This window comes from Streptomyces sp. NPDC091416, from assembly GCF_044756845.1.
Taxonomy (GTDB): domain Bacteria; phylum Actinomycetota; class Actinomycetes; order Streptomycetales; family Streptomycetaceae; genus Streptomyces.
In genome coordinates this window covers 64,320-88,412 of record NZ_JBIVTU010000017.1, presented here as the reverse complement: position 1 = coordinate 88,412, position 24,093 = coordinate 64,320, and the positions used below count along the sequence as shown (strand labels likewise).

19 protein-coding genes are annotated in these 24,093 nt (G+C 71.6%); 11 read left to right on the top strand and 8 right to left on the bottom strand.

The features are described 5' to 3' along the window. Positions 1-85: 85 nt before the first annotated feature. Together ACIQMX_RS36160 and ACIQMX_RS36155 are read right to left on the bottom strand one after the other, a co-directional pair. Entirely contained in the window at positions 86-1,306 is a 1,221-nt protein-coding gene (locus ACIQMX_RS36160; protein ID WP_363072974.1) for a saccharopine dehydrogenase C-terminal domain-containing protein, read from the bottom strand. Positions 1,307-1,451: 145 nt separating this feature from the next. Then, positions 1,452-2,675, bottom strand: a complete 1,224-nt coding sequence (locus ACIQMX_RS36155; RefSeq protein WP_402484453.1) for an NADH:flavin oxidoreductase — start codon at positions 2,673-2,675, stop codon at positions 1,452-1,454. Positions 2,676-2,811: 136 nt separating this feature from the next. On the opposite strand from ACIQMX_RS36155, the gene ACIQMX_RS36150 reads away from it, so the two are divergent. Next, entirely contained in the window at positions 2,812-3,819 is a 1,008-nt protein-coding gene (locus tag ACIQMX_RS36150) for a hypothetical protein (protein ID WP_363072978.1), read from the top strand. Between the two features lie 24 nt (positions 3,820-3,843). Continuing rightward, positions 3,844-4,143 (top strand): transposase, encoded by a 300-nt coding sequence (locus ACIQMX_RS36145; protein WP_402484450.1) that lies wholly within the window; start codon positions 3,844-3,846, stop codon positions 4,141-4,143. 219 nt (positions 4,144-4,362) lie between these two features. Here the strand turns inward: ACIQMX_RS36145 and glnA are convergent, their stop codons facing one another. Beyond that, positions 4,363-5,724 (bottom strand): type I glutamate--ammonia ligase, encoded by a 1,362-nt coding sequence (glnA, locus tag ACIQMX_RS36140; RefSeq protein ID WP_136324925.1) that lies wholly within the window; start codon positions 5,722-5,724, stop codon positions 4,363-4,365. Positions 5,725-5,967: 243 nt separating this feature from the next. Between glnA and ACIQMX_RS36135 the strand changes: the two genes are divergently transcribed. The 6 genes from ACIQMX_RS36135 to ACIQMX_RS36110 all read left to right on the top strand — a co-directional run bounded on the left by ACIQMX_RS36135 (position 5,968) and on the right by ACIQMX_RS36110 (position 12,020). Continuing rightward, positions 5,968-6,645 carry a DUF3105 domain-containing protein gene (locus ACIQMX_RS36135; protein WP_363072980.1) on the top strand — a complete coding sequence of 226 codons (678 nt, stop codon included), beginning with the start codon at positions 5,968-5,970 and terminating at the stop codon, positions 6,643-6,645. Beyond that, positions 6,642-7,403, top strand: a complete 762-nt coding sequence (locus ACIQMX_RS36130) for a DUF305 domain-containing protein (protein WP_402484447.1) — start codon at positions 6,642-6,644, stop codon at positions 7,401-7,403. The genes ACIQMX_RS36135 and ACIQMX_RS36130 overlap by 4 nt, the downstream gene beginning before the upstream one ends. A 121-nt stretch (positions 7,404-7,524) precedes the next feature. After that, complete coding sequence (locus ACIQMX_RS36125; protein ID WP_363072984.1) at positions 7,525-7,950, top strand: CBS domain-containing protein; 426 nt, start codon at positions 7,525-7,527, stop codon at positions 7,948-7,950. Between the two features lie 130 nt (positions 7,951-8,080). Next, entirely contained in the window at positions 8,081-8,500 is a 420-nt protein-coding gene (locus tag ACIQMX_RS36120) for a hypothetical protein (protein ID WP_402484445.1), read from the top strand. 59 nt (positions 8,501-8,559) lie between these two features. Then, positions 8,560-10,131, top strand: coding sequence for a multicopper oxidase family protein (locus ACIQMX_RS36115; protein ID WP_363072987.1), 1,572 nt, complete (start codon positions 8,560-8,562; stop codon positions 10,129-10,131). Positions 10,132-10,265: 134 nt separating this feature from the next. Further along, the gene (locus tag ACIQMX_RS36110; protein WP_402484443.1) at positions 10,266-12,020 is read left to right on the top strand and encodes an NAD+ synthase; all 1,755 of its coding nucleotides are present in this window, start codon (positions 10,266-10,268) and stop codon (positions 12,018-12,020) included. A 222-nt stretch (positions 12,021-12,242) separates the two neighbouring features. Here ACIQMX_RS36110 and ACIQMX_RS36105 read toward each other — a convergent pair whose 3' ends face one another. The 4 genes from ACIQMX_RS36105 to ACIQMX_RS36090 all read right to left on the bottom strand — a co-directional run bounded on the left by ACIQMX_RS36105 (position 12,243) and on the right by ACIQMX_RS36090 (position 17,483). After that, positions 12,243-13,454, bottom strand: coding sequence for an MFS transporter (locus ACIQMX_RS36105; protein ID WP_363072991.1), 1,212 nt, complete (start codon positions 13,452-13,454; stop codon positions 12,243-12,245). 222 nt (positions 13,455-13,676) lie between these two features. After that, positions 13,677-14,699 (bottom strand): endonuclease/exonuclease/phosphatase family protein, encoded by a 1,023-nt coding sequence (locus ACIQMX_RS36100; RefSeq protein ID WP_363072993.1) that lies wholly within the window; start codon positions 14,697-14,699, stop codon positions 13,677-13,679. 165 nt (positions 14,700-14,864) lie between these two features. Beyond that, a complete protein-coding gene (locus tag ACIQMX_RS36095) occupies positions 14,865-15,725 on the bottom strand; it encodes a TetR/AcrR family transcriptional regulator (protein ID WP_402484440.1) in 861 nt (286 codons plus the stop codon). Positions 15,726-15,878: 153 nt separating this feature from the next. Further along, positions 15,879-17,483, bottom strand: a complete 1,605-nt coding sequence (locus ACIQMX_RS36090) for an MFS transporter (protein ID WP_363072997.1) — start codon at positions 17,481-17,483, stop codon at positions 15,879-15,881. A gap of 186 nt (positions 17,484-17,669) precedes the next feature. Between ACIQMX_RS36090 and panB the strand changes: the two genes are divergently transcribed. The 3 genes from panB (at position 17,670) to ACIQMX_RS36075 (ending at position 20,565) form a co-directional block, all read left to right on the top strand. After that, positions 17,670-18,557, top strand: coding sequence for a 3-methyl-2-oxobutanoate hydroxymethyltransferase (panB, locus tag ACIQMX_RS36085; RefSeq protein WP_363072999.1), 888 nt, complete (start codon positions 17,670-17,672; stop codon positions 18,555-18,557). Between the two features lie 143 nt (positions 18,558-18,700). After that, complete coding sequence (locus ACIQMX_RS36080; RefSeq protein ID WP_306069883.1) at positions 18,701-19,711, top strand: ATP-binding cassette domain-containing protein; 1,011 nt, start codon at positions 18,701-18,703, stop codon at positions 19,709-19,711. Then, complete coding sequence (locus tag ACIQMX_RS36075; protein ID WP_363073001.1) at positions 19,708-20,565, top strand: ABC transporter permease; 858 nt, start codon at positions 19,708-19,710, stop codon at positions 20,563-20,565. The genes ACIQMX_RS36080 and ACIQMX_RS36075 overlap by 4 nt, the downstream gene beginning before the upstream one ends. 27 nt (positions 20,566-20,592) lie before the next feature. On the opposite strand, the gene ACIQMX_RS36070 is transcribed toward ACIQMX_RS36075, so the two are convergent. Next, entirely contained in the window at positions 20,593-23,910 is a 3,318-nt protein-coding gene (locus ACIQMX_RS36070) for an ATP-binding protein (RefSeq protein WP_402484437.1), read from the bottom strand. Positions 23,911-24,093: the final 183 nt, after the last annotated feature.

Genomic DNA, 24,093 nt, shown 5'->3' with positions numbered 1-24,093 from the left:
GACGGGCCATTTTCATGCTATTGAGGCGGTTTTGGTTGCGCACATCCGCCGCGCGCACACGGTCCAGCGATGTACCCACCACGGATCACTGCTCGCGCATGCCCCACGGAGCGCCGTACTCGGTCAGCAGATCGAGAAACGGCCGCGGGGGCAGGGCCTCGGGTCCCAGCACCCCGCTGCCGCCCCATGCGCCGCTCGCGAGGAGTTCGAGGGCGGCCACGGGGTTGATCGCGGTCTGCCAGACGACGGCCTGGGAGCCGTACTCCCGCATCGACCACTGGTTGTCGACGACGTGGTAGAGGTACACCTCGCGGGGCCGCCCGTCCTTGACGCCCTTCACCCAGGTTCCCGCGCACGTCTTGCCGTGCATCCGCTCGCCGAGTCCGGCGGGGTCGGGCAGGCAGGCGGCGACCACGTCACGGGGCGAGACCGCGGCCCGCCCCAGGTCGCTCTTCACGGACACGGGATCGGTCCGGTCGAGTCCGAGCATGTGGAGGGTCCGGAGCACCCCGATGAACTCGTCGCCGAGCCCGTACTTGAACGTGACCTTCCGGGCCTTCAGCCACCGCGGGACGAGCAGCACCTCTTCGTGCTCCACGTTGACGCACTCCACGGGTCCGATGCCGTCGGGGAAGTCGAAGACCTCCGGTTCGCTGAAGGGGGCCGTGGTGTACCAGCCCCGTTCCCGCTCGAACACGACCGGCGGGTTCAGGCACTCCTCGATGGTCGTCCAGATGCTGAACGACGGGGCGAAGTCGTAGCCGTCCACGGTCAGGTTCGCCCCGTCCCGGATCCCGATCTCCTCGATCTCGTCGAAGAGCTCGTCGGAGGCGTACCGGGCGAACACATCGGACATGCCGGGTTCCACGCCCATGCCCACGAGCGCGAGACGCCCTGCGGCCTCCCACTCCGCGGCCCGTTCGAACTGCTCGTCCCCGAGCTTGACCCCGCACTCCTCGTACGGACGCTCCGGATGCGGCCGGGACAGGGACATGGCCATGTCGAGGTAGTGGGCGCCGTGGGCGAGCGCCGCCTCGAACAGCGGCAGCACGAAGCGGGGATCGGTGGCGTTGAGCAGGACGTCGCAACGGTGCCCGGCCAGAGCCGCCGCCACCGCCGAACGGTCCGAGGCGTCCAGCCGCACCGCGTCGAACCGGTCCCGCCGCTCCCCCAGGGCCGCGACGGCGCCCTCGGCCCGTCCGAGGTCGTAGTCGGCGACCGTCATGTGCTCGAAGAACGGCCGGCGGGCCGCGATCCTCGTGATCGCCGTGCCCACACCTCCCGCTCCGACCAGGAGGACACGCATGGGGACACCACTCCTTCTCCGTGACGCCGGGACACCACCGGCGCCCGGCCTTCCGATCCGGTGGAGGGCGGACGCTAACAGCCGAAGGACCCCGGGGCGTGCGACCGGCCGGGAGGTGTCCGGAACACCGCACCGCTGGAGTCGCTCAGCGCGGCCGTTCCTCGATCAGCGGGCAGTGGGTGCGCGTGTAGATGGTGGGCATGCAGCGGTTGCAGTGGATGCACTGCGAACGGGTCGCGGCGTCGCGCCCGATGCGCTGGAGCAGGTCGGGCTCGCGCAGCAGGGCGCGGGCCATCGCGACGAACTCGAAGCCCTCCGCCATGGCGCGGTCCATGCCCTGCCGGTCGGTGACCCCGCCGAGCAGGATGAGCGGCAGCCCGAGCGCGGCGCGGAACTGCTGCGCGGATTCGAGCAGGTACAGGGGCTGGTAGGGATACGTACGGAACACCCCGCGCCCCACCGCCCGGATCGCGAGGCGCTGCGGCAGCGGGAAGTTGGCCGCGAACTCGGCGACGGGGGCGCCGCCGCGGAACAGGTACATCGGGTTCAGCAGGGAGCTGCCCGCCGTCAGTTCGAGGGCGTCGACACTGCCGTCCTCCTCCAGCCAGCGGGCGACCTGGAGGCTGTCGTCGACGGTGAGCCCGCCGGGCGCCCCGTCCTTCATGTTCAGCTTGGCCGTGATGGCCAGCCGGTCGCCGAGTGCGTCACGCACCGCACGGGTGACGCCCAGCGCGACGGCGGCGCGGGCGCGCAGGGAGCCGCCGAAGGCATCGGTACGGCGGTTCAGCCGGGGGCTGAGGAAGGCGCTGGCCAGGTAGTTGTGGCCGAGATGGATCTCCACGGCGTCGAACCCGGCCTCGGCCGCGAGGAGGGCCGCCTCGGCGTGCGCCCTGATGACCCGGTCGATGTCCTCGGCGGTGGCCGCCCTGTTGCGGCGCATGCTCAGCGCGTTGAACCCCGCCATCGGGGCGAGGGAGGCCAGGCCGTTGGACCGCCCGTCGGCCACCGGCCCGGCGTGGCCCAGCTGGGCACTGACCGCGGCACCGGTGCCGTGCACCGCCTCGGTCAGCCGGCGCAGCCCGGGCAGCGCCTCGGGTCTCATCCACAGCTGCCGCCGCTCGGTACGTCCTTCCGGGGCCACGGCACAGTAGGCGACGGTGGTCATGGCGACCCCGCCCCCGGCAGGGCGCAGGTGGCAATCGATGAGCTCCTGCGTGACCAGCGCGTCGGGCGTGGCGCCCTCGAAGGTCGCGGCCTTGATGACCCGGTTACGCAACCGGAGCGGCCCGAGCCGGGCGGGCGCCAGCACATCCGGGGCGCCGCGGGGCGCTCGTCCTGTCGGCTCGCTCGTTACGGGTCCGTCGGCCATGGCGCGGAGCATCGCAGAGAACTGACGAATAGTCAGTACCGCTGGCGCATGATGCGCCACCGACCAACGACTTTCAGGTGCTGGGCCGGGAACTGCGCCGGGTCCGCACTCGTCGGTCCAGAGTATGAATGATCAAATGCCTGCGCTCTCCGAGAGCCATGCAGAACTCGCGTCCGATCTGAGTGGAATCGTTTGTGACTATCCCTCCGCAGACCCCGCGGAGGCACTGACGGGCCTCGCTGCGGACGCCGCCGACGCCCTCGACCGCCGCGGCACGCCCGAGGGGCGTCGGGAGCTGTCCGGATACACCGTGCTTCTTCTTGCCACGTCCTGGTACGCCGCGTCCGGCCGCATCCTCGACCGGCGCCTCCTCGACACCTACGTCGACATCCTCGACCGCATCCGGGCGGCCCTCGACCCGGCCGTGTGCCATTGCCCGGACGAACATCCGGATGACATCCTCAGCGACGACCCCGAGCACATGGTCGAGTATGGGGTGAGCCTGCTGACCCCAGTCGGACGGAAGGTCATCGCCGAGGACTACGGGCTCGGTAGCGCAGAGATGGCTGTCCTGGACTGCCCGATTTTCCTGACCGGCCTTGCCAACACAGCTGCGGAGACCGTCCACGGAGGTATCGAGAAGCTCTTCGGCGAGATCGACGTCTCGCACCTCGACGCCGAATTCACCCTCGCCGGTGGCCGTATCCACTTTGCCGCCGTCCAGGACGCCCTCGCCCGTACCTGGGAGGACAACGCCGGGCCGGTCGGTCTGTGGTGCGCCCGGCGGTGGCTGGCCGGACAAGTCGGAGAGGAGGAACGGATCGGCGTGATCCTGAGCCTGCGCATGGTCGTCCAGAACTCTTACGAGGGGCTACCGCCCTCCTACTCACGCGACATGAGTGCCGCCCTGAAGACCGTGGATCTCAACGCCGTATGCAGCCACCGGATCCACCCGTGGTCCGCGGTCGCCGACCGGCGTGCCGCGGTCCTGCACCTCTGCGCGCCAGCAGACCATCCCGAATCGCCGGTGCCCCCCGAGCTGTCGGGGCGCGAGCTGTGGGAATGTCCGGGGCAGTACCTTGAGCTGGCGCGGGCGAGCCTCCGCACGATCGCGCGCTGGCACTCCGAGACAAAGCCCGCCTGAGAGCTCGCAACACGATCTTGCCGAGTGGTGCTGGTTGGCCGTGGCCGGTGGGGTGATTCGGCCACTCGTGAGGGTGTGGGTACCCGACCGTGGATCGTGGACGATGGCTCGTGGGCGCTGATCGAGCCGCTGCTGCCTCCGTGGCTCGAGCGGTCGTCAGGGCCTCGGCCGGTGTCGGACCGGCTTTGCCTGCAAGGGATCCTGTGTGTCCTCTACAACGACATGGCGTGGCAACTCCGCCCCGTAGGGCTGGGGTTCGGTTCGGAGCAGACCTGCTGGCGTCGCCAGCGGAGCATGACATGCGCCGCAGGCATACACGGTTGACCAACAATCTCACTGTTCGGGTGAGCGCAGAACTCCGAGGTGGCGGTGGATGATGAGGCAGGACGCGCCCGGAAGGCGATGGATGGCACGTACGAAGCCGTCGATGCAGCACCGGACGGCCCACAGACGGCCCAGGACGGATAGAACAGCTGCGGGCCGAAGGTTCGAAACCGTCGGCCCGCAGCAACGTACAAGCGCCTCAACGGCGCTGACCTGCGCCTACAGCACCGGCAGGAGCGCCTTCAGCTCGAAGGCGGTGACCTCGCTGCGGTACTCCTCCCACTCCTGCTTCTTGTTGCGCAGGAAGAAGTCGAAGACGTGCTCGCCGAGCGTCTCGGCGACCAGTTCGCTCTTCTCCATCAGCGCGATCGCCTCGCCCAGGTTCTGCGGCAGCGGCTCGATGCCCATCGCGCGGCGCTCGGCGTCGGACAGCGCCCAGACGTCGTCGTCGGCGCCGGCCGGGAGTTCGTAGCCCTCCTCGATGCCCTTGAGGCCCGCGGCCAGGAGCACCGCGTAGGTCAGGTAGGGGTTGGCGCCGGAGTCGATGGAGCGGACCTCGACGCGGGCCGAGCCGGTCTTGCCGGGCTTGTACATCGGGACGCGGATCAGCGCGGAGCGGTTGTTGTGGCCCCAGCAGATGTACGAGGGGGCCTCGCCGCCGGCGCCCGCGGCGCGGGAGGAGCCGCCCCAGATGCGCTTGTAGGAGTTGACCCACTGGTTGGTGACGGCGGAGATCTCCGCGGCGTGCTTGAGCAGACCCGCGATGAAGGAACGGCCGACCTTGGAGAGCTGGTACTCGGCGCCGGACTCGTAGAACGCGTTGCGGTCGCCCTCGAAGAGGGAGAGGTGGGTGTGCATGCCCGAGCCGGGGTACTCCGAGAACGGCTTCGGCATGAAGGTCGCCTGCACGCCCTGCTCCAGCGCGACCTGCTTCATGACCAGGCGGAAGGTCATGATGTTGTCGGCCGTGGAGAGCGCGTCCGCGTACCGCAGGTCGATCTCCTGCTGGCCCGGGGCGCCCTCGTGGTGGCTGAACTCGACCGAGATGCCCATGGATTCGAGCATGGTGATCGCCTGGCGGCGGAAGTCCATGCCGACGTTCTGCGGGGTGTGGTCGAAGTAGCCGGAGCTGTCGGCGGGCGTGGGGCGGGTGCCGTCGACCGGCTTGTTCTTCAGCAGGAAGAACTCGATCTCCGGGTGGGTGTAGAAGGTGAAGCCCAGGTCGGAGGTCTTGGCCAGGATGCGCTTGAGCACGTAGCGCGGGTCGGCGAAGGAGGGCGAGCCGTCCGGCATGAGGATGTCGCAGAACATCCGGGCCGTGCCGGGCGCCTCCGCGCGCCAGGGCAGGATCTGGAACGTGCCCGGGTCCGGCTTGGCGATCATGTCCGACTCGTACACCCGGGCGAAGCCCTCGATGGCGGAGCCGTCGAAGCCGATTCCCTCGTCAAACGCCTGTTCCAGCTCGGCGGGGGCCACGGCCACGGACTTGAGGTAACCGAGCACGTCGGTGAACCACAGCCGTACGAACCGGATGTCGCGCTCCTCAAGCGTCCTGAGGACGAATTCCTGCTGCTTGTCCATAGCCACATCCTTGCAGTTCAGACGGTCCGTGCACCACCGCCCGGGGTAAGGGGGAGAGTCCAGTATCACGACCCCGGATTTCACCCAGATTACGCACCCGACGTGAGATGGAGCACTCGGCCACCCACTACGATCGTCGGCCGTGGTGCGTACGGGCTGCGGCGGCTTCGCGACTGCCCCGCGCGCACCGGTTCTCCGACCCGTTCCGTCATCTCATCGCCCCTTCGCAGAAGGACCCACGACATGAGCTTCGACCGCAGGACCCGCATAGAGCAGATGCGCAAGGCCGACCGCGCGCGTGACCGCCGTACCCGTGTGCTGGTCATAAGCGTCAGCGCCGTCGTCGTCGCAGGTCTCGTCGGCTTCGGCGCCTACACACTCATCGACCGGTCCGAGGCCTCGGCCGACCAGCGGGCCGCCGACTCCAAGAACGCCGAGCAGTCCGAGGCCGAGAAGCAGGAACTGGCCGACGGGCCGATCCAGGGCGAGAAGACGTGGGACGCGAAGAAGCTGACCCGCAACCACGTCACCGAGACCGTCTCGTACCCAATGAAGCCGCCGGTCGGCGGTGACCACAGCCCCGTCTGGATGAACTGCGACGGCGACGTATACAAAGAGCCGGTCCCCGACATGAACGCCGTGCACGCGCTGGAGCACGGTTCGGTCTGGGTGACGTACACGGACAAGGCCTCGGCCGCGGACGTGGACAAGCTCGCCGAACGGGTCGCGAAGACCCCGTACTCGCTGATGAGCCCGTACAAGGACCAGGCCGGAAGCATCATGCTGAGCGCCTGGGGCAAGCAGGTCACGGTGGACAGTGCCGATGACCGCCGGGTGGCGCAGTTCTTCGCCAAGTACGTGCAGGGTCCGCAGACGCCCGAGCCGGGCGCGGCGTGCACCGGCGGACGGGCGGCTCCGTGACAGAGCCGACGGAGACGACGGAGGCGACGGAGGCGGAGAGGGCCACGAGCGGTACCCGGCGCGTCCGGTGGGCCGCGGGTTCCGCCGTCGTGCTCGCGCTCCTGTTCGCGGGGGCGGCGACCGTCGCCTCCGCGCGGGACGGCGGGGACGGGCAGCACGCGCCCGCCCCCGCCGCGCAGGTCCCGGCGTCCGGTTCCGCGGACGCCGGGTTCGCGCGCGACATGGCCGTCCACCATCAGCAGGCCGTGGAGATGTCCTTCATCGTGCGCGACCGCACCGACGACGAGGACGTGCGCCGTTTCGCGTACGACATCGCCAACACGCAGGCCAACCAGCGGGGCATGCTGCTCGGCTGGCTGGACCTGTGGGAGCTGCCGAAGGCGGCCGCCGGGCAGGAGCCGATGGCCTGGATGACCGCCGGGCAGCACGCGGACCACGACATGGCCGGGATGCCGGGCATGGACAGCGGTTACGAGGCCCATGACGGATCCCTCATGCCCGGCATGGCGACCCGTACCGAGCTCGACCGGCTCCGCAGGGCCAGTGGCCGGCAGGCCGAGGTCCTGTACCTCCAGCTGATGACCGACCACCACAGGGGCGGTGTCGACATGGCCCGCGGCTGTGCGGACCTGTGCACCGTGAAGGCCGAGAAGCGGCTGGCCCGGGGCATGGTCGAGGGCCAGCGGTCCGAGCTGGTGGCCATGGCCGGGATGCTGAAGGAACGCGGCGCCGCGCCGCGGCCGGACACGGTGCGCTGAGGCCACCCTCCACGGTATGCACCCGAACGGGTGACAGCGGTCGCGTGCCCCGGGCGAACCCCTCACGCTGGGTTCGCTCGGGGTCGTACGCGAGTGCCATCGGCACGCAGGAGGAAACGCCATGACCACCGCCAAGGACATCATGCACACCGGCGCCACCTGGATCCCGGCGCACGAGACCCTCGACCGCGCCGCCCAGCTGATGCGCGACCACAACGTCGGCGCGCTGCCCATCTCGGAGAACGGCGAGCAGGACCGGATGGTCGGCATCCTGACGGACCGCGACATCGTGGTCGCCTGTGTGGCGGCGGGCCGGGATCCGTCGAAGGTGACGGCCGGCGACCTCGCCCGGGGCACGCCGCGCTGGATCGACGCGGAGGCCGGGGTGGAGGCGGTGCTGGAGGAGATGCAGACCCACCGGATCCGCCGGCTGCCGGTCGTCGAGAACAAGATGCTGGTCGGCATGATCAGTGAGGCCGATCTGGCCCAGCACCTCTCCGACGACCAGATCGCCGGCTGGGCGGAGCAGGTCTACTCCCGCAGCTGACGGGTACGCCGCGCGACCGGCCGGACGGTCCTTCGTCCCGCCCGCCGTCCCGCCCGCCGGCCCGCCGGACGCCGCGCGGGACGGCGGGCCGTCCACGTCCCGCATACCCGGCGGGGGTAAGGTGCCCCGCATGTCCGGAACGAGGAGTGCGACGTGCGGGCGGCTGCTGCTGTTCGCCGCGCTGCTCTTCGGGATCTTCACCATGCACACGGTCGGGCACCCGGCGGAGCACAGCGGGCCGGGGCTCGCGATGCCGGCCGCCCCGCACCTGATGACCGGACCCGTCATGGCGCCCGGACCCGCGGTGGCCGTGCGGCACGAACCCCCGACGCCGATGCCCGGCATGGACCCGATGTCGGTCTGCGTCGCGGTGCTGGGCACCTGGGGCCTCGCCCTGCTCGCGCTCACCCTGTGGCGGGTGGCACGGCGGTACGCCGGTCTGCGGCCGGTCCCGTGCCGCGGACGTTCGCCGAGGACGCCCCGGCCCCCTCCTCCCCCGCCCCGGCCCCGCATGGCCGTCCTCACCGGACTGTCGGTGCTTCGGATATAGGCGCCCCGCGCCCGTCCGTCCTCCAGCACACCGACCACATCCTTGAGGTGCACCCAGTCATGCCCGCTCAGCACACCCGACGCGCCCTGCTCGGCGCTTCGATCGCCCTTGCCGGTACGGGAGTTCTCACCGCCTGCGCCGGCCGCGACGCCACCGCGGACCACTCCGCCATGAACCACCCCGCCCCCTCCGGCACCACCGTCCCGGAGGGCTACGTCTCCCCCGACGGCCCCGAGGTCGCCGCGGCCGAACAGCGGCGCGGCGCCTCCGGACCCGAGCGCCGGGTCACCCTGACCGCGACCCCGTCCCGGCTCGACCTGGGCGGCGGACACACCGTCAGCTCGTGGGCGTACGGGGACCGGCTGCCCGGGAAGGAGGTCCGGGTCACCGCGGGCGACACGCTCGCCCTCACCCTCGCCAACCACCTGCCGCAGCCCACCTCGATGCACTGGCACGGACTCGCCCTGCGCAACGACATGGACGGGGTGCCCGGGCTGACCCAGCGGGCCGTCGAGGCGGGGGCGGAGTTCGCCTACCGGTTCGCGGTACCGGACCCCGGCACGTACTGGTTCCACCCGCACTCGGGCGTCCAGCTGGATCGCGGGCTCTACGCTCCGCTGATCGTGGACGACCCGAAGGAGCCCCTCGGCTACGACCAGGAGTGGATCGTCGTCCTGGACGACTGGGTCGACGGCGTGGACGGCTCCACCCCCGACGCCGTGCTCCAGGAACTCACCGGGGGCAACACCCACAGCGGGCACGCCATGCAGTCGACGGTCCCGCCCGCGAGCGGCGGGCCCTCGCGGATGCTGACGGGCGCCACGAGCGAACTGCTGGGCGGTGACGCGGGCGATGTGGCCTATCCGTACTACCTGGTCAACGGCCGCGTCCCCGAGGACCCTTCCGCCTTCACCGCACGGCCGGGCGACCGGATCCGGCTGCGGATCATCAACGCGGGCGGCGACACCGCCTTCCGCGTCGCGCTCGGCGGCCACCGGATGACGGTGACGCACACCGACGGCTTCCCGGTCCGGCACACCGCGACCGATGCGCTGCTGATCGGGATGGGTGAGCGGTACGACGTGCTGGTCACCGCCGGGGACGGGGTGTTCCCGCTGACCGCGCTGGCCGAGGGCAAGGACGCCTCGGCGATGGCCCTGCTGCGGACCGGGAGCGGCGCGGCGCCCGGCGCGTCCGTGCGGCCGAAGGAGCTGGACGGCGAACTGGTGACGGCCGGCCGGCTGTCACCGGACGCCTCCGTGGCCCTGCCCGCGCGCGAACCCGACCGGACGGTGCGGCTGCGGCTGACGGGTTCCATGGCGGCGTACGACTGGGCCTTCGACAGGAAGCCGTACACCGCCGACCAGCGCCATCCGGTGAAGGCCGGGGAGCGGGTCCGGATGGAGTTCCACAACCCGACCGCGATGTGGCACCCGATCCATCTGCACGGGCACACCTTCGCGCTGGGCGGGGACACGGCCGGGGCCCGCAAGGACACCGCGATCGTGCTGCCCCGGCAGACGCTGACCGTCGACTTCGACGCGGACAACCCGGGTCTGTGGATGCTCCACTGCCACAACCTGTACCACGCGGAGGCGGGCATGATGACGGTCCTCGGCTACCGCAGCTGACCGGACTCCCGGCGGGCCCGGGAGGGTGCCGGGTGGTCCTGGCCGGGATCGCGGCGGCGGGCCCGGCCCCGTCCCGGCCGCCTCCGCCGGGCCCGCCAGGACATTGCGTCAGTCAGACGATTACACTGGGCGGCGTGCCTCAACTACGCCTCGCACTGAATCAGATCGACTCGACCGTCGGCGACCTCGCCGGCAACACCGAGTCGATCGTCCACTGGACCCGGCACTCCGCCGAACAGGGCGCCCACCTGGTGGCGTTCCCCGAGATGGCGCTGACCGGATACCCCGTCGAGGACCTGGCCCTGCGGTCGTCCTTCGTCGAGGCGTCGCGGGAGGCGCTGCGTGCGCTCGCCGCGCGCCTGGACGCGGAGGGCTTCGGGGAGCTCCCGGTCGTCGTCGGCTACCTCGACCGTTCCGAGTCCGCCGCACCGCGCTACGGCCAGCCCGCCGGATCGCCGCGGAACGCCGCCGCGGTGCTGCACCGCGGACAGATCGCGCTGAACTTCGCCAAGCACCATCTGCCCAACTACGGCGTCTTCGACGAGTTCCGGTACTTCGTGCCGGGCGACTCGATGCCTGTCGTACGGGTGCACGGCGTCGACGTGGCGCTGGCGATCTGCGAGGACCTCTGGCAGGACGGCGGCCGGGTACCGGCCGCGCGTGCCGCCGGGGCCGGGCTGCTGCTGTCGATCAACGCCTCGCCGTACGAGCGGGACAAGGACGACACCCGGCTGGAACTGGTCCGCAAGCGGGCCCAGGAGGCCGGCTGCACGACCGCGTACCTGGCGATGATCGGCGGCCAGGACGAGCTGGTCTTCGACGGGGACTCGATCGTCGTCGACAGGCAGGGCGAGGTCATCGCCCGTGCGCCGCAGTTCGCCGAGGGCAGCGTGATCCTGGACCTCGACCTGCCGGCCGCCTCGCCCGAGGCGCCGTCCGGCGTGGTGAACGACGGGCTGCGGATCGACCACGTGGTCCTCTCCGAGGAGCCGCTGCCGGCGTACGAGGCGGAGCTGGCCGGAGGCTACGCGGAGCGGCTCGACGACGACGAGGAGCTGTACTCGGCGCTCGTCGTGGGCCTGCGCGCGTACGCGGCGAAGAACGGCTTCAGCAGTGTGCTGGTCGGGCTCTCCGGCGGGATCGACTCGGCGCTGGTCGCCGCGATCGCCTGCGACGCGCTGGGCGCGCAGCACGTGTACGGCATCTCGATGCCGTCGAAGTACTCCTCGGACCACTCCAAGGGCGACGCGGCCGAACTGGCGCGGCGTACCGGGCTGAACTTCCGGACCGTACCGATCGAGCCGATGTTCGACGCGTACATGGGGTCGCTGGGGCTCACCGGGCTCGCCGAGGAGAACCTGCAGTCGCGGCTGCGCGGCACGATGCTGATGGCCGTGTCCAACCAGGAGGGCCAGATCGTCCTGGCCCCGGGCAACAAGTCGGAGCTGGCGGTCGGTTACTCGACGCTGTACGGGGACTCCGTCGGCGCGTACGGGCCGATCAAGGACGTCTACAAGACGTCGGTCTTCCGGCTGGCGAAGTGGCGCAACCGGGCCGCCGAGGAGCGCGGGCAGACGCCGCCGATCCCGGAGGCCTCCATCACGAAGCCGCCGAGCGCGGAGCTGCGGCCGGGTCAGGTCGACACGGACTCGCTGCCCGACTACGACGTGCTGGACCGGATCCTGGAGATGTACGTCGACCGGGACCAGGGACGCGACGCGATCGTCGCGGCCGGGTTCGACGCGGCGCTGGTGGCGAAGACGCTGCGGATGGTGGACACGGCGGAGTACAAGCGGCGGCAGTATCCGCCGGGCACGAAGATCTCGCCCAAGGGGTTCGGCAAGGACCGGCGGCTGCCGATCACGAACCGGTGGCGCGAGTCCGTCTGACGCCGGGGGTGGCGTGGTGACTGCGGGCCCGTCCGGCCGGGGGCTCTGTCCTCGATCGCCGGACGGGCTTGTCTGCCGCGCTCGGGCTTGATGTGCGGGCCCCCGGCCGAAGCCTCGTCCTCAAGCGCCGGGCATGCCTGATTTGCCCGGCTCGGACTTCACGCGCCGGCCCCCGGGCGAGGTCTCGTCCTCAAGCGCCGGACCGGCTTGAGGACGGGAGGCTCAGTGAACGTCCGCCTCGGACCTGCTCGGGGTGGATGCCGCCGCCCGTGCCACCACCTTCGACGGGGTCCGGTCCCGGTCCAGTACGCCCGCCGTGACCGCCACCGCGAGGCCCGCCACGGCCAGCACCGCGCCGACCAGGGCCGGGGAGGTCCAGCCCCAGCCCGCCGCGATGGCCACGCCGCCCAGCCACGCGCCGCCCGCGTTGGCCAGGTTGAAGGCGGAGTGGTTGGAGGCGGAGGCCAGGGTCGGGGCGTCCTTGGCCTTGTTCATGACGAGCATCTGCAACGGCGTGGTCGTCATGAAGCCGACCCCGCCCAGCAGCACCACCATCACCAGCGCGGCCCACCGCACGTGGGCGGCGAACGGGAAGACGACCAGGACGACGGCGAGCGCGCTCAGCGAGCCGTACAGCGTCGGGCGCAGCGCCCGGTCCGTGAGCGGGCCGGCGGCGAGTGCGCCCAGGGTCATGCCGATGCCGAAGAGTGCCAGCACCAGGGTCACGGAGGACTCGCCGAAGCCCATCGCCTCGGTCGTCATCGCCGAGAGGTAGGAATACACGGCGAAGACGCCGGCGAAGCCGAGGACGGCGGTCAGCAGTCCGAGCAGGACCTGGCGGTTGCCCAGGGCGCGCAGCTCGTGGCGGACGCCTTGGTGGGCCTCGACCGGGATCTGCGGGACGAGGCGGGCGAGTGCGGCCATCGCGCCGAGCCCGATCACCGCGACCACCAGGAACGTGGCCCGCCAGCCGAGATGCTGGCCGAGCAGGGTGGCCGCCGGGACTCCGACGATGTTGGCGACGGTCAGGCCGAGGAACATGGTCGCCACGGCCCGGGCCTGGCGCCCCTCGGAGACCAGCCGGGCGGCGACGACCGCCCCGACGCCGAAGAACGCTCCGTGCGGCAGCCCCGCCAGCACGCGCCCGGCGATCAGCCACCCGAAGTCCGGGGCCAGCGCGGAGGCGAGGTTGCCGACGGTGAACAGCGCCATCAGCAGCAGGAGCATCCGTTTGCGCGGGACGCGCGAGCCGAAGGCGGTGAGCAGCGGGGCGCCGAGCACCACGCCGATCGCGTACGCCGACACGAGGTAGCCCGCGGTGGGGACGGAGGTGCCCAGATCGTCCGCGACATTGGGCAGCAGGCCCATCATCACGAACTCCGTCGTACCGATGCCGAAGGCGCTCACCGCGAGTGCGAGCAGAGCCAGAGGCATGAAGAGAGACCTTTCCGAAGTGGGCCCCGTGCGGTCCGGCCGGGCCCGGTGGGCCTGCGGGAGCGGAAGGGGGCAGGAGGGAACGCGGCCGTACGTGCGCCGGCGAGGGCCTGTGGGGCCGGATCGCACGGTGCCGGACCGGCTTCCTCGCCGGCGGCCTTGTTCCCGTTCGGAACAAAGTCTCTCAGACGTTTGGTGCGCGGAGGTAAACGGACCGTTGCGTCACAGTTTGACGCGGGCGGCGATCGGGAGATGGTCGCTGTCCGTGGCAGGCAGCGTCCACGACGACATCGGCTCGACGCCCTTCACCATGATCTGGTCGATCCGGGCCATCGGGAAGGAAGCGGGCCAGCTGAACCCGAACCCGTCACCGGCCGCGCCCTGGGTGGAGCGCATCTGCGAGGTGACCGCGTTGAGCGAGCGGTCGTTCATGGTCCCGTTGAGGTCGCCGAGCAGCGCGACCCGTTCCAGCGGTTCGTGGGAGATGGCCTTGCCCAGGGCGTCCGCGCTCTGGTCCCGCTGACTGGCGGTGAACCCGGCGTGCAGCTTGACCCGCACCGAGGGCAGGTGCGCGACGTAGACGGCGATCGGGCCCTCGGACGTGGTGACGGTGGTGCGCATGGCGCGGACCCACCCCATCTTGATGTCCACCGGGCGGGTGTCGCTCAGCGGGTACTTGCTCCACAGGCCGACGGTCCCCTGCACCGAGTGGTACGGGAAGCGGTCGGCGAGCGCCGTCTCGTAGGCCGCGACCTTGCCGCTGGGGAGTTCCTGGAGGGCGACGACGTCGGCGCCCGAGCCGGCGACCTGCTGGGCGGTGCCGGCGGGGTCGGGGTTGTCCGCGTTGACGTTGTGGGTGGCGACGGTGAGGTCGCCGCCGGTGCCGGACTTGTCGGTGAGCAGCCCGCCGAAGAGGTTGAACCAGACCAGGACCGGCAGCAGCAGGGCGATCAGCGCGGTCGCCGAGCGGCGCACCAGGCCCAGGATCAGCAGCAGCGGGACGAAGACGGCGCACCACGGCAGGAACGTCTCGGTGAGGCTGCCCAGGTTGCCGATCGTGTTCGGGATCTGGGCGTGGAGGAGCATCACGAGGGCCAGCAGGACCGAGCAGCCGGCCAGGACGATCCCGCGCCGCCAGATGCCGGGGTCCCGGGTCAGTCTGTCGCGCAGGTCCCGGAAGCGGGATGCGGTGCGCTGCGGTCCCGCGCCGCCGTTCCCGGTGTCCGCCCTGTACGCCTGCACCATTGCGCTGTCCTCACTGCCTTGCCGTACACATCGCCGCGCCCACGACCCTAGGGGATGCGCGATGCCTTTCCGGCCGTCGGCGACGGCCGTACTGCCACGAGGACGATCCGAGCGGTGCGAAGGGTTCCGGCCACAGCGGGCATGTGGTGGCTTGTGACAGAACGCTCACACTCGCCCCGGCCCGGGCGAGTCAGCCGGCCGGTCTCGGCGGTGACCTGCGCCTTCACCTCGGCCGGAGGCCGTCGGCCGAGGTCCGAGGCCCTCGATCAGCAGGCGGATGATGCGGTCGGCGAGGTCATCGGGCAGCGGCGCGTCGGGCCGGTGGATGGTGCGTACGAGCATGGGGCCGAGGAACAGGTCGTCCATCAGCTCCACGTCCGTGTCGCCCCGCAGCTCACCCGCCTCGACGGCCCTGCCGACGGCGGCGAGCATCGCGGCCCGGCGGGGCACGATCACCGTGCGGTGGTACTCCGACCAGAGCAAGGGGTGGCTCTTCATCTGCGCGAAGACGTTGTGCAGCAGCACCGAGGAGCGCTGGGCGAGTCCGCGGGTGCGCATGGACTCCAGCAGGACGCGCAGGTCACCGAGGCCCCCGGTGCCGGAGACATCGGGATCCGGCGGTTCGATCTCGCGCAGGACGTCGACGAACAGCTCCTCCTTGCCGGTCCAGCGCCGGTAGATGGTGGCCTTGCCGACCCCGGCGGTGCGGGCGATGCGCTCGATGGACAGGCCGGCCAGGGGCTCACCGGCCTCCAGGAGCCCGACGACGGCGTCCAGGATGGCCCGCTCGGCGGCGGCGCTGCGCGGGCGGCCGCGGCGGGGTTCCTGTTCGTCGGCGGGGCGGGGCTTGTGGTCCGGGCCGTGATGGGTCCGCGCCTCCGGGTCCTGGCCGCCGTCATGGGTCCGCGCGTCCTGGTCCCGGCCGCCGTCATGGGTCCGCGCCTCCGGGTCCCGGCCGCCGTCGTGGGCCGGCCGGCCCTGGTCCCCGGGGACCCGGCCGTCCCGGTCCGATGCTTGCGCCTGCACGTGGAACCACCTTTCACCACCGCCGATTCTCGCCGACGCGGGAGGCGGCCGGGCACCTCGACGCCCGGCCGGGACCGGCGGGTCCCACCGTCGCGCCCGGCCGGGCGCCCCGGGTCTCACCCTTGGGACCGGCCGGGCGCCCGGGCCCCGCCGTCAGGCCTCCACGTCCACGGGGGCCGTCCGCTCGGCCTGCGCGGCCGGCTTCCCGGCGGGCGGCCGGCCCGGCAGGAACAGGGCGACCACGATCGCGCCGATCAGGGCGACGCACGCCGAGCAGGCGGCCGTCACGTGCATCGCGCCCATGAACGCGTCCTGGGCGGCGGCCACCAGCGGGGTGCCCGCCGGCCCCATCTTCTCGGCGACACCGAGTGTCGCCTCGATGGACTCCCCGGCCACGTCCCTGGCCGCGGCCGGGACCGCGTCGAGGTGTCCCTCGATGTCGCCGCGGTAGACGGCGGAGAGCACCGATCCGAGGACGGCGATCCCGAGGGCGCCGCCGACCTGGCGGAACGTGTTGTTGACGGCCGAGCCCGATCCCGCCTTCTCGCGCGGCAGCGCCTGCATGACGGCGACGGTGACCGGCGGCATCACGTGCGCCATGCCCGTGCCCTGGACGAAGAAGACCACGCACATCACCCAGACCGGGGTCGTGGCGTCGAACAGGGCGAACGCCGCGAGTCCTGCGGCGACCAGCAGCATGCCGGCCGTGCACACGGCACGGGCGCCGAACCGGTCGACCACGAACCGGGCCCGCGGGGCGAAGACCATCTGCGCGACGGCCAGCGGCAGGATCAGCAGCCCGGACTGCAGGGCGCTCCAGCCGCGCACGCTCTGCATGTAGAAGGCGGAGAAGAACGTCACGCCCATCAGCGCGAAGAAGACCAGCGCGATGGCGGCCACGGCGGCGGAGAACGCCGGCTTCCTGAAGTACGAGATGTCGATGGCCGGACTGCTGCTGCGCTTCTCGTGGAGGACGAACACGACCAGTACGGCCAGTCCCCCGGCGACCGGCAGGAGCACCGAGGCGTCGGTGAAGTCGGCGAGCTCGCCGCCGCGGATGATCCCGTACACCAGGAGCACCAGGCCGACGATGGAGAGCACCACGCCGACGGGGTCGAGGCGGCCCGGCTTCGGGTCCTTCGAGTCCGGCACGAGCACGGCCATGGCGATCAGCGCGACGACCACGACGGGCACGTTGACGAGGAAGATCGAACCCCACCAGAAGTGTTCGAGGAGCAGGCCGCCGGTGATCGGGCCGATCGCGATGCCGAGGCCGACGCTGCCGGCCCAGATGCCGATGGCCTTGGGCTGCTCGTCGCGCTCGAAGACGTTCATCAGGACGGCGAGCGTGGCCGGCATGACGAAGGCGGCACCGAAGCCCATCACGGCGCGCCAGGTGATGAGCTCGCCGGGCGATCCCGACATGGCGGCGAAGGCCGAACCCAGGCCGAAGAGGACGATGCCGAAGAGCAGGATCTTCTTGCGCCCGATGCGGTCGCCGAGCAGGCCCGCGGTGAAGAGCAGTCCGGCGAAGACGAGCGTGTAGGAGTTGATGGCCCACTCCAGCTCGCTCTGGGTGGCTCCCAGACCGGTGGGCGAGGGCGAGGCGATCGTCTTGACGGCGACGTTGAGGATCGAGTTGTCGAGCACCACGATGAGCAGGCTGAACATCAGGACGGCGAGGATCGCCCAGCGGCGGCGGTGGACCGCCTCGGGGACCTGGGGCACGGCGACGGGAGCGCCGGACGGTATGGACATGAACAGAACGTACCTCTATTTCGATACGAGACCGTCTCGTATTGGAAAGTCTTTACCGGGCGCCGTGACACCGGGTGCCATCCCGTCCGGCGGGCCCACTTCCCGTGAGCGGCTCCGGGATGCCACCATGGAAGCGGTCCGGGGACGCCGTCAGGGCGCCTCGAGATGACGAAGGAGCCGTTGGCAATGTCGCTTCAGGCTGCGCACAACCAGTCCCCCACTTCCCCCGCGGGAGCTCCCTCCGACAGCAGCAAGGCGCTGTACGGAGGCAAGAGCAACCGCCGCGTCACCGTCCACGACATCGCCGCCGCCACCGCGCGCGGCGAGAAGTGGCCCATGCTCACCGCCTACGACGCGATGACCGCGTCCGTCTTCGACGAGGCCGGCATCCCGGTCATGCTCGTCGGCGACTCCATGGGCAACTGTCACCTCGGCTACGAGACCACCGTGCCCGTCACGATGGACGAGATCGCCATGCTGTCCGCCGCCGTCGTCCGGGGCACCAAGCGTGCCCTGATCGTCGCCGACCTCCCCTTCGGGTCCTACCAGGAGAGCCCGGTCCAGGCCCTGCGCAACGCCACCCGGCTGATCAAGGAGTCCGGGGTCGGCGCGGTGAAGCTGGAGGGCGGCGAGCGCAGCCACGAGCAGATCAGGCTGCTGGTCGACGCAGGCATCCCGGTCATGGCCCACATCGGCCTGACCCCGCAGTCCGTCAACGCGATGGGCTACCGGGTGCAGGGCCGCGGCGAGGAGGCCGCCCAGCAGATGCTGCGCGACGCGAAGGCCGTGCAGGACGCGGGCGCGTTCGCCGTCGTCCTGGAACTCGTCCCGGCCGAACTGGCCGCCGAGGTCACCCGCACCCTGCACATCCCGACCGTGGGCATCGGTGCCGGTCCCGACACCGACGCGCAGGTGCTGGTCTACACCGACATGGTCGGCCTGACCGGCGGCAAGGTGCCGCGCTTCACCAAGCAGTACGCCGACCTGCGCCAGATCCTCGGCGACGCCGCGAAGGCGTACGCGGACGAGGTCGTCGGCGGCACCTTCCCTGCGCCGGAGCACACCTTCCACTAGGCGGTACGCCGCCACGGCCCCGTTGCCCGACCGACCACTGCCGCACCACCGACAGCCCGCCGACTTCCCCCATCGGCGGGCTGTCGCCCTGCTGTCGGCGGACTGTCGGTGCGCTGTCGGTGGCGGCTGGTCTGATAGTCGGCATGACGCGAATCGACAAGAACCCCAGGAACGGCAAGAACGCCGTCGAGGTACGGGGGCTGGTCAAGCACTACGGCTCGACCAAGGCTCTGGACGGCGTGGACCTCGATGTGCGCGAGGGCACCGTCCTCGGCGTGCTCGGCCCCAACGGCGCCGGCAAGACGACCCTCGTACGGGTCCTGTCCACCCTGATCCAGCCCGACGCCGGACACGCGGTCGTGGCCGGCTACGACGTGGTGAAGCAGCCCCGCGCGCTGCGCCGCACCATCGGCCTGACCGGGCAGTACGCCTCGGTCGACGAGAAGCTCTCCGGCTGGGAGAACCTCTACATGATCGGCCGGCTGCTCGACCTGCCGCGCAAGAAGGCCCGCTCGCGCGCCGACGAACTGCTGGAGCGCTTCTCGCTCACGGACGCGGCGAAGAAGGCCGCGATGGAGTACTCCGGCGGTATGCGCCGGAGGCTGGACCTCGCCGCCTCCATGATCGGCAGTCCGGCCGTCCTGTATCTGGACGAGCCGACGACGGGGCTCGACCCCCGCACCCGTAACGAGGTCTGGGACGAGGTGCAGCGGATGGTCGCGGAGGGGGCGACCGTGCTGCTCACCACCCAGTACATGGAAGAGGCCGAACAGCTCGCCAACGAGCTCACCGTCATCGACAAGGGCAGGATCATCGCCCGCGGCGGCGTCGACGAACTGAAGGCGAAGGTCGGCGGCCGCACCCTGCAGATCCGGCCCTCGGACCCCGCCCAGCTCGCCGCGATGGCGCAGGCCATCAGGGAGGCCGGCCTCGACGGTGTGGCGGGCGCCCAGGCGGTCCCGGACGAGGGACTGCTGTACGTACCGATCCTCAGCGACGAGCAGCTCACCGCCGTCATCGGCCTGCTCGGCACCCGGGGCTTCTCGCTGGCGCACGTCGCCACCGCGCTGCCCAGCCTGGACGAGGTGTTCCTCGCCATCACCGGCGACAAGGCCACCGTCACCGACACGACTCCCCAGGAGGTCGCGGCATGAGCACGACGACTCTGACGCCCACCCCCACCGACGCGGCCCCGGCCGCCCCGGCCGTGAAGCTCCATGACGAGGGCCGGATCGGGCTCCGGAACAACCTGCGCCACATCGGTGCGCTGGTGCGGCGCAATCTCCTCCAGATCAAGAAGGATCCGGAGTCGATGTTCGACGCGCTCCTGATGCCGGTGATCTTCGTCCTGCTGTTCGTGTACGTCTTCGGCGGTTCCGTCGGCGGCAGCATGGGCGGCGGCCGGCAGGAGTACCTGAACTACCTGATCCCCGGCCTGATGGCGATGATGGGCATGAACATCGCCATGGCCGTCGGCTCCGGCGTCAACGACGACTTCCGCAAGGGGGTCATGGACCGGTTCCGTACGATGCCGATCGCCCGCTCCTCGGTGCTCATCGCCAAGATCGTGGTCGAGCTCGCCCGGATGATGGTCGCCACGCTCATCCTGCTGGGCATGGGCTTCGCGCTCGGTATGGAGCTCCACGGGTCGGTGCTCGGACTGATCGGAGCGATCGGGCTGGCGGCCGCGTTCGGCGCCGCCATCATGTGGATCTTCATCCTGCTCGGACTGAGCATGAAGACGGCCCAGGCCGTCCAGGGAATGGGGATGATCGTGATGATGCCGCTCCAGTTCGGCTCGTCCATCTTCGCCCCGCCCACGACGATGCCCGGCTGGCTCCAGACGTTCACCGACTACAACCCGCTGTCCAACCTGGCCGACGCCGCACGCGCCCTGATGATGGGCACTCCGGTCGGCAACTCGGTCTGGCTGACGCTCGGCTGGACCGTGGTCATCACCGCGGCCATGGCACCGCTCGCGGTGTCCAAGTTCCGCAAGAAGGCCTGACCTCCTGACGGCAGGGGTCCGGACCTCTCAGTCCCGGTACGCGTCCACGAGGGCGGCGGCCTCCTCCAGGGAGAGGCCGCCGCCCTCGGCGTACGCGGCCTCGTAGGCGGTGTCCCCGAGCACCGCACGCACCACCACCTCGGCGCGGGCGAAGGTCTCCCGCTCCGCCGACGTCAGGAAATGCCCCTCCGGCAGCAGGGCCCGGCCGGCGGCCAGCAGCCGGGCACCGAGCTGCGCGCCGCGCTCCGTGCCGAGGCCGCCCAGCGCGCAGGCCAGCGTGACCAGATGGATCACGGCCATCTGGGGCGCCACCATCTGCGTCAGGGGATCGTCCAGGCGCAGCAGGGCCCGCCGGCCGCGGTCCAGGGCCTCCGCGTACTTCCCGTCCTGGTTGTCCAGCCCGGCCAGACCGCCCAGGACGAAGCCCTCGAAGATCGCCATGGTCTGCGACCTGAACTCTTCGAGCAGTTCGAAGTACTGCTCGCGCGCCTCCCCGGTCCGGCCGCAGCGGCCCAGCCACAGGGCCAGGTAGAGCCGGGCCGCCGGCCGCGCCTCGTGCCCCGCGCGCCGCTCGTCCGCGATGACCTGGCGCAGGATCGCCTCGCCCTCCGCTCCGCGGCCGAGTTCGGTGAGAACGGAGGCGTACCGGGTACGGAGCACCGATACCTGGGCCAGGGCGCCGAGCTTCTCCGCGTATCCGATCGCGGCCTGGTAGTCCTCGGCCGCCTGGCGGTAGTCGCCCGTCTTCTCGTTCGCCTCACCGCGTGAGGACAGTGCCTCGGCCATGCCCCAGTCGTCACCGAGACGGCTGAAGATCTCCAGGCTCTCGGCGGCGTCCACATGGGCGGCGCCCGCCCAGTCGGGGCGGTTGGCCAGCACGTTGGCGCGCATCTGGAGCGCTGCGGCGAGCTCCCACTCGAAGGCGAACTCCCGTGCGGCGCGGACCGTTTCGTCCAGCAGATGCCGCAGATCCGCGACGCCGCCGGTCAGCATGACGGCGAAGAACCAGAGCGATGCGGGGCTCCGGCAGGTCTGCGGCTGGCCGACCCGGTAGACGGAGGCGATCCCCCGCAGCCGCACCATGCTGGCCTCGTTCGTCCACTCGTCCATCGCGTGGTCCATGCTGACCAGCTGGATCAGCCCCACCTGGCGCCGCGCCTCCTGGAGCAGTTCGGGTCCCATGGGCGGGGGCGCGTCGATGCAGCGTTCGTGGATCGAGGGCGCGGGCTCCACCGGCGGGGCGAACGGGTCGGGGCCGAGGGCCGCGGCGGCGTCGGCCCAGTGCAGGGCGTCGCTGCGCAGATTGCGGATCTGCCAGTACCAGGAGAGCGAGATCACCAGGCACAGGGACTCCTGCTCGTCGTGTGCGGCGACGGCGTGCCGCAGCGCGGTGCGCAGGTTCTCGTACTCGCGCTGGAAGAGCTCGATCGCGGCGCGCTGTCCGGCGCCGCGGAGCAGGGGGTCGGTGGTGCGGGCCAGCTCGCGGTAGTACACGAGGTGCTGACGTTCGGCGGCTTCCCGCTCCCCCGTCTCGTCCAGCCGCTGCGCCGCGTACTCGCCGACGGTCTCCAGGAGGCGGTAGCGCATCGCACCGTCCGCCGTGGGTGCGGCGACGACCAGGGACTTGTCGACGAGGGAGCCGAGCAGCCCGGCCACCTCGCGTGCCTGCCACGGTCCGTCCGCGCAGACCGCCTCGGCCGCTTCGAGCGTGCAGCCGCCGGCGAACACGGACAGCCGGCGCAGGGTGGTGCGTTCGTCCTCGGCGAGGAGGTCCCAGGACCAGTCGACTACGGCCCGCAGGGTCTGCTGGCGCGGGAGCACGGTGCGACTGCCGCTCGTCAGCAGCCGGAACCGGTCGTCGAGCCGGTCGGCGATCTGCTGTGGGGTGAGCATCCGCAGCCGGGCGGCGGCGAGTTCGATGGCGAGCGGCAGTCCGTCCAGGCGGCGGCAGATCTCGGCGGTGGCCGCCGCCGTCGCCCCGTCGGCGTCGACCCGGAAGCCGGGAAGTGCCGCGGCGCCGCGCTCGGCCAGCAGGCGCAGGGCCGTCGGCTCGGGCAGCGGCTCCACGGACCGGACGAACTCGCCGGGTACGCCGAGGGGTTCGCGGCTGGTGGCGAGGACGGTGAGCTGCGGGCAGCGGGCCAGCAGATGGTCGGCGAGGGCCGCGGCCGCCTCGATCACGTGCTCGCAGTTGTCCAGGAGCAGCAGCATGCGGCGCCGGGAGCAGTACTCGGTGAGCCGGGACAGCGGCTCGCCCGCGCCCCGTTCGGCGGCCCTGAGCTCCTCGGCGCCCGCGCCGCGCAGCACGGTCTCGCGGGCGCCGAGCGCGCCGAGGACCGCTTCCGGTACCGCTTCGGGGTCGTCGACGGGCGCGAGTTCGGCCAGCCAGACGCCGTCCGGCCAGGACGCGGGGTCGAAGGATTCCGCGGTCTCCTGGGAGAGCCGGGTCTTGCCCGCCCCGCCGGGTCCGAGGAGGGTGACCAGCCGGGCCCGGGAGAGGTCCTCGCGCAGGGCGTCGATATCGCGCTCGCGTCCGACGAAGCTGGTGAGCCGGGCCCGGAGGTTGCCCCGGCGCACGGCCGGGGCGGCGGGCCGGGCAACGGTCCGCGGGGAGGGGCGGGGCGGTTGCTGACGGAGCAGTTCGGCGTGCAGCGCGCTCAGCCCGGGGCCCGGGTCCGTGCCGAGCCGGTCGGCGAGCACGGTGCGCACCTCGTCGTACGCGGCCAGCGCCTGGGCCGTGCGCCCGGCGTCGCGCAGGGCCCGCAGCCGCAGCGCCTGGAGCGGTTCGTCGAGCGGATGCTCCTCGCAGAGCGCGGCCAGCTCCGGCAGCACCTCGTCGGCCCGGCCGAGCGCGAGCGCCGCGGTGAGCCGGGTCCGGCGGGCGTCGAGGCGGCGGGCGGTCCAGCGGGCCGCGACGGCGTGCCGGTCGGGAAGGTCGGCGAGCACCGGCCCCCGCCAGAGTCCGAGGGCGTCGTCGAGGACGTTCAGGGCCTTCGCCGGATCGCCGGCCTCCAGGGCCCGCGCCCCCTCCCCCGCGAGGCGCTCGAAGCGGTGGAGGTCGACGCTGTCCGGTTCGGCGGCCAGCCGGTAGCCGTTGTCCGCGGACACGACCTCCGCATGGCCGAGCGCCCGTCTGAGCCGGCCCACCAGAGCCTGCAGCGCACCGGACGCGTCGGCGGGCGGGTCGCCGTCCCAGACCTCGTCGACGAGCGCCGCGAACGGCACCGTACGGCCGGCGCGCAGTGCGAGTACCGCGAGCAGGGCGCGCAGCCGCGCCCCGCCGACGGCGACGGCCGTGCCGTCGTCGCGGAGTGCCTGGGTGGTACCGAGGATGCCGTAGCGCACGCGCCCATTGTCCGTGACGTGGGCCGGGCCATCCACAGCCGCCCGGCCGTACCCGCTCGCTCCGCCCGCATTCCCCACCGTCATGCCTCCACCCTTCACGGAACCACCCATCCGATGCGAGACGTTTTCCGCGTGTCGCCTGTACGGTCGGGGCTCGCCGCCCGCCCGGTCCCCGCAGTCACC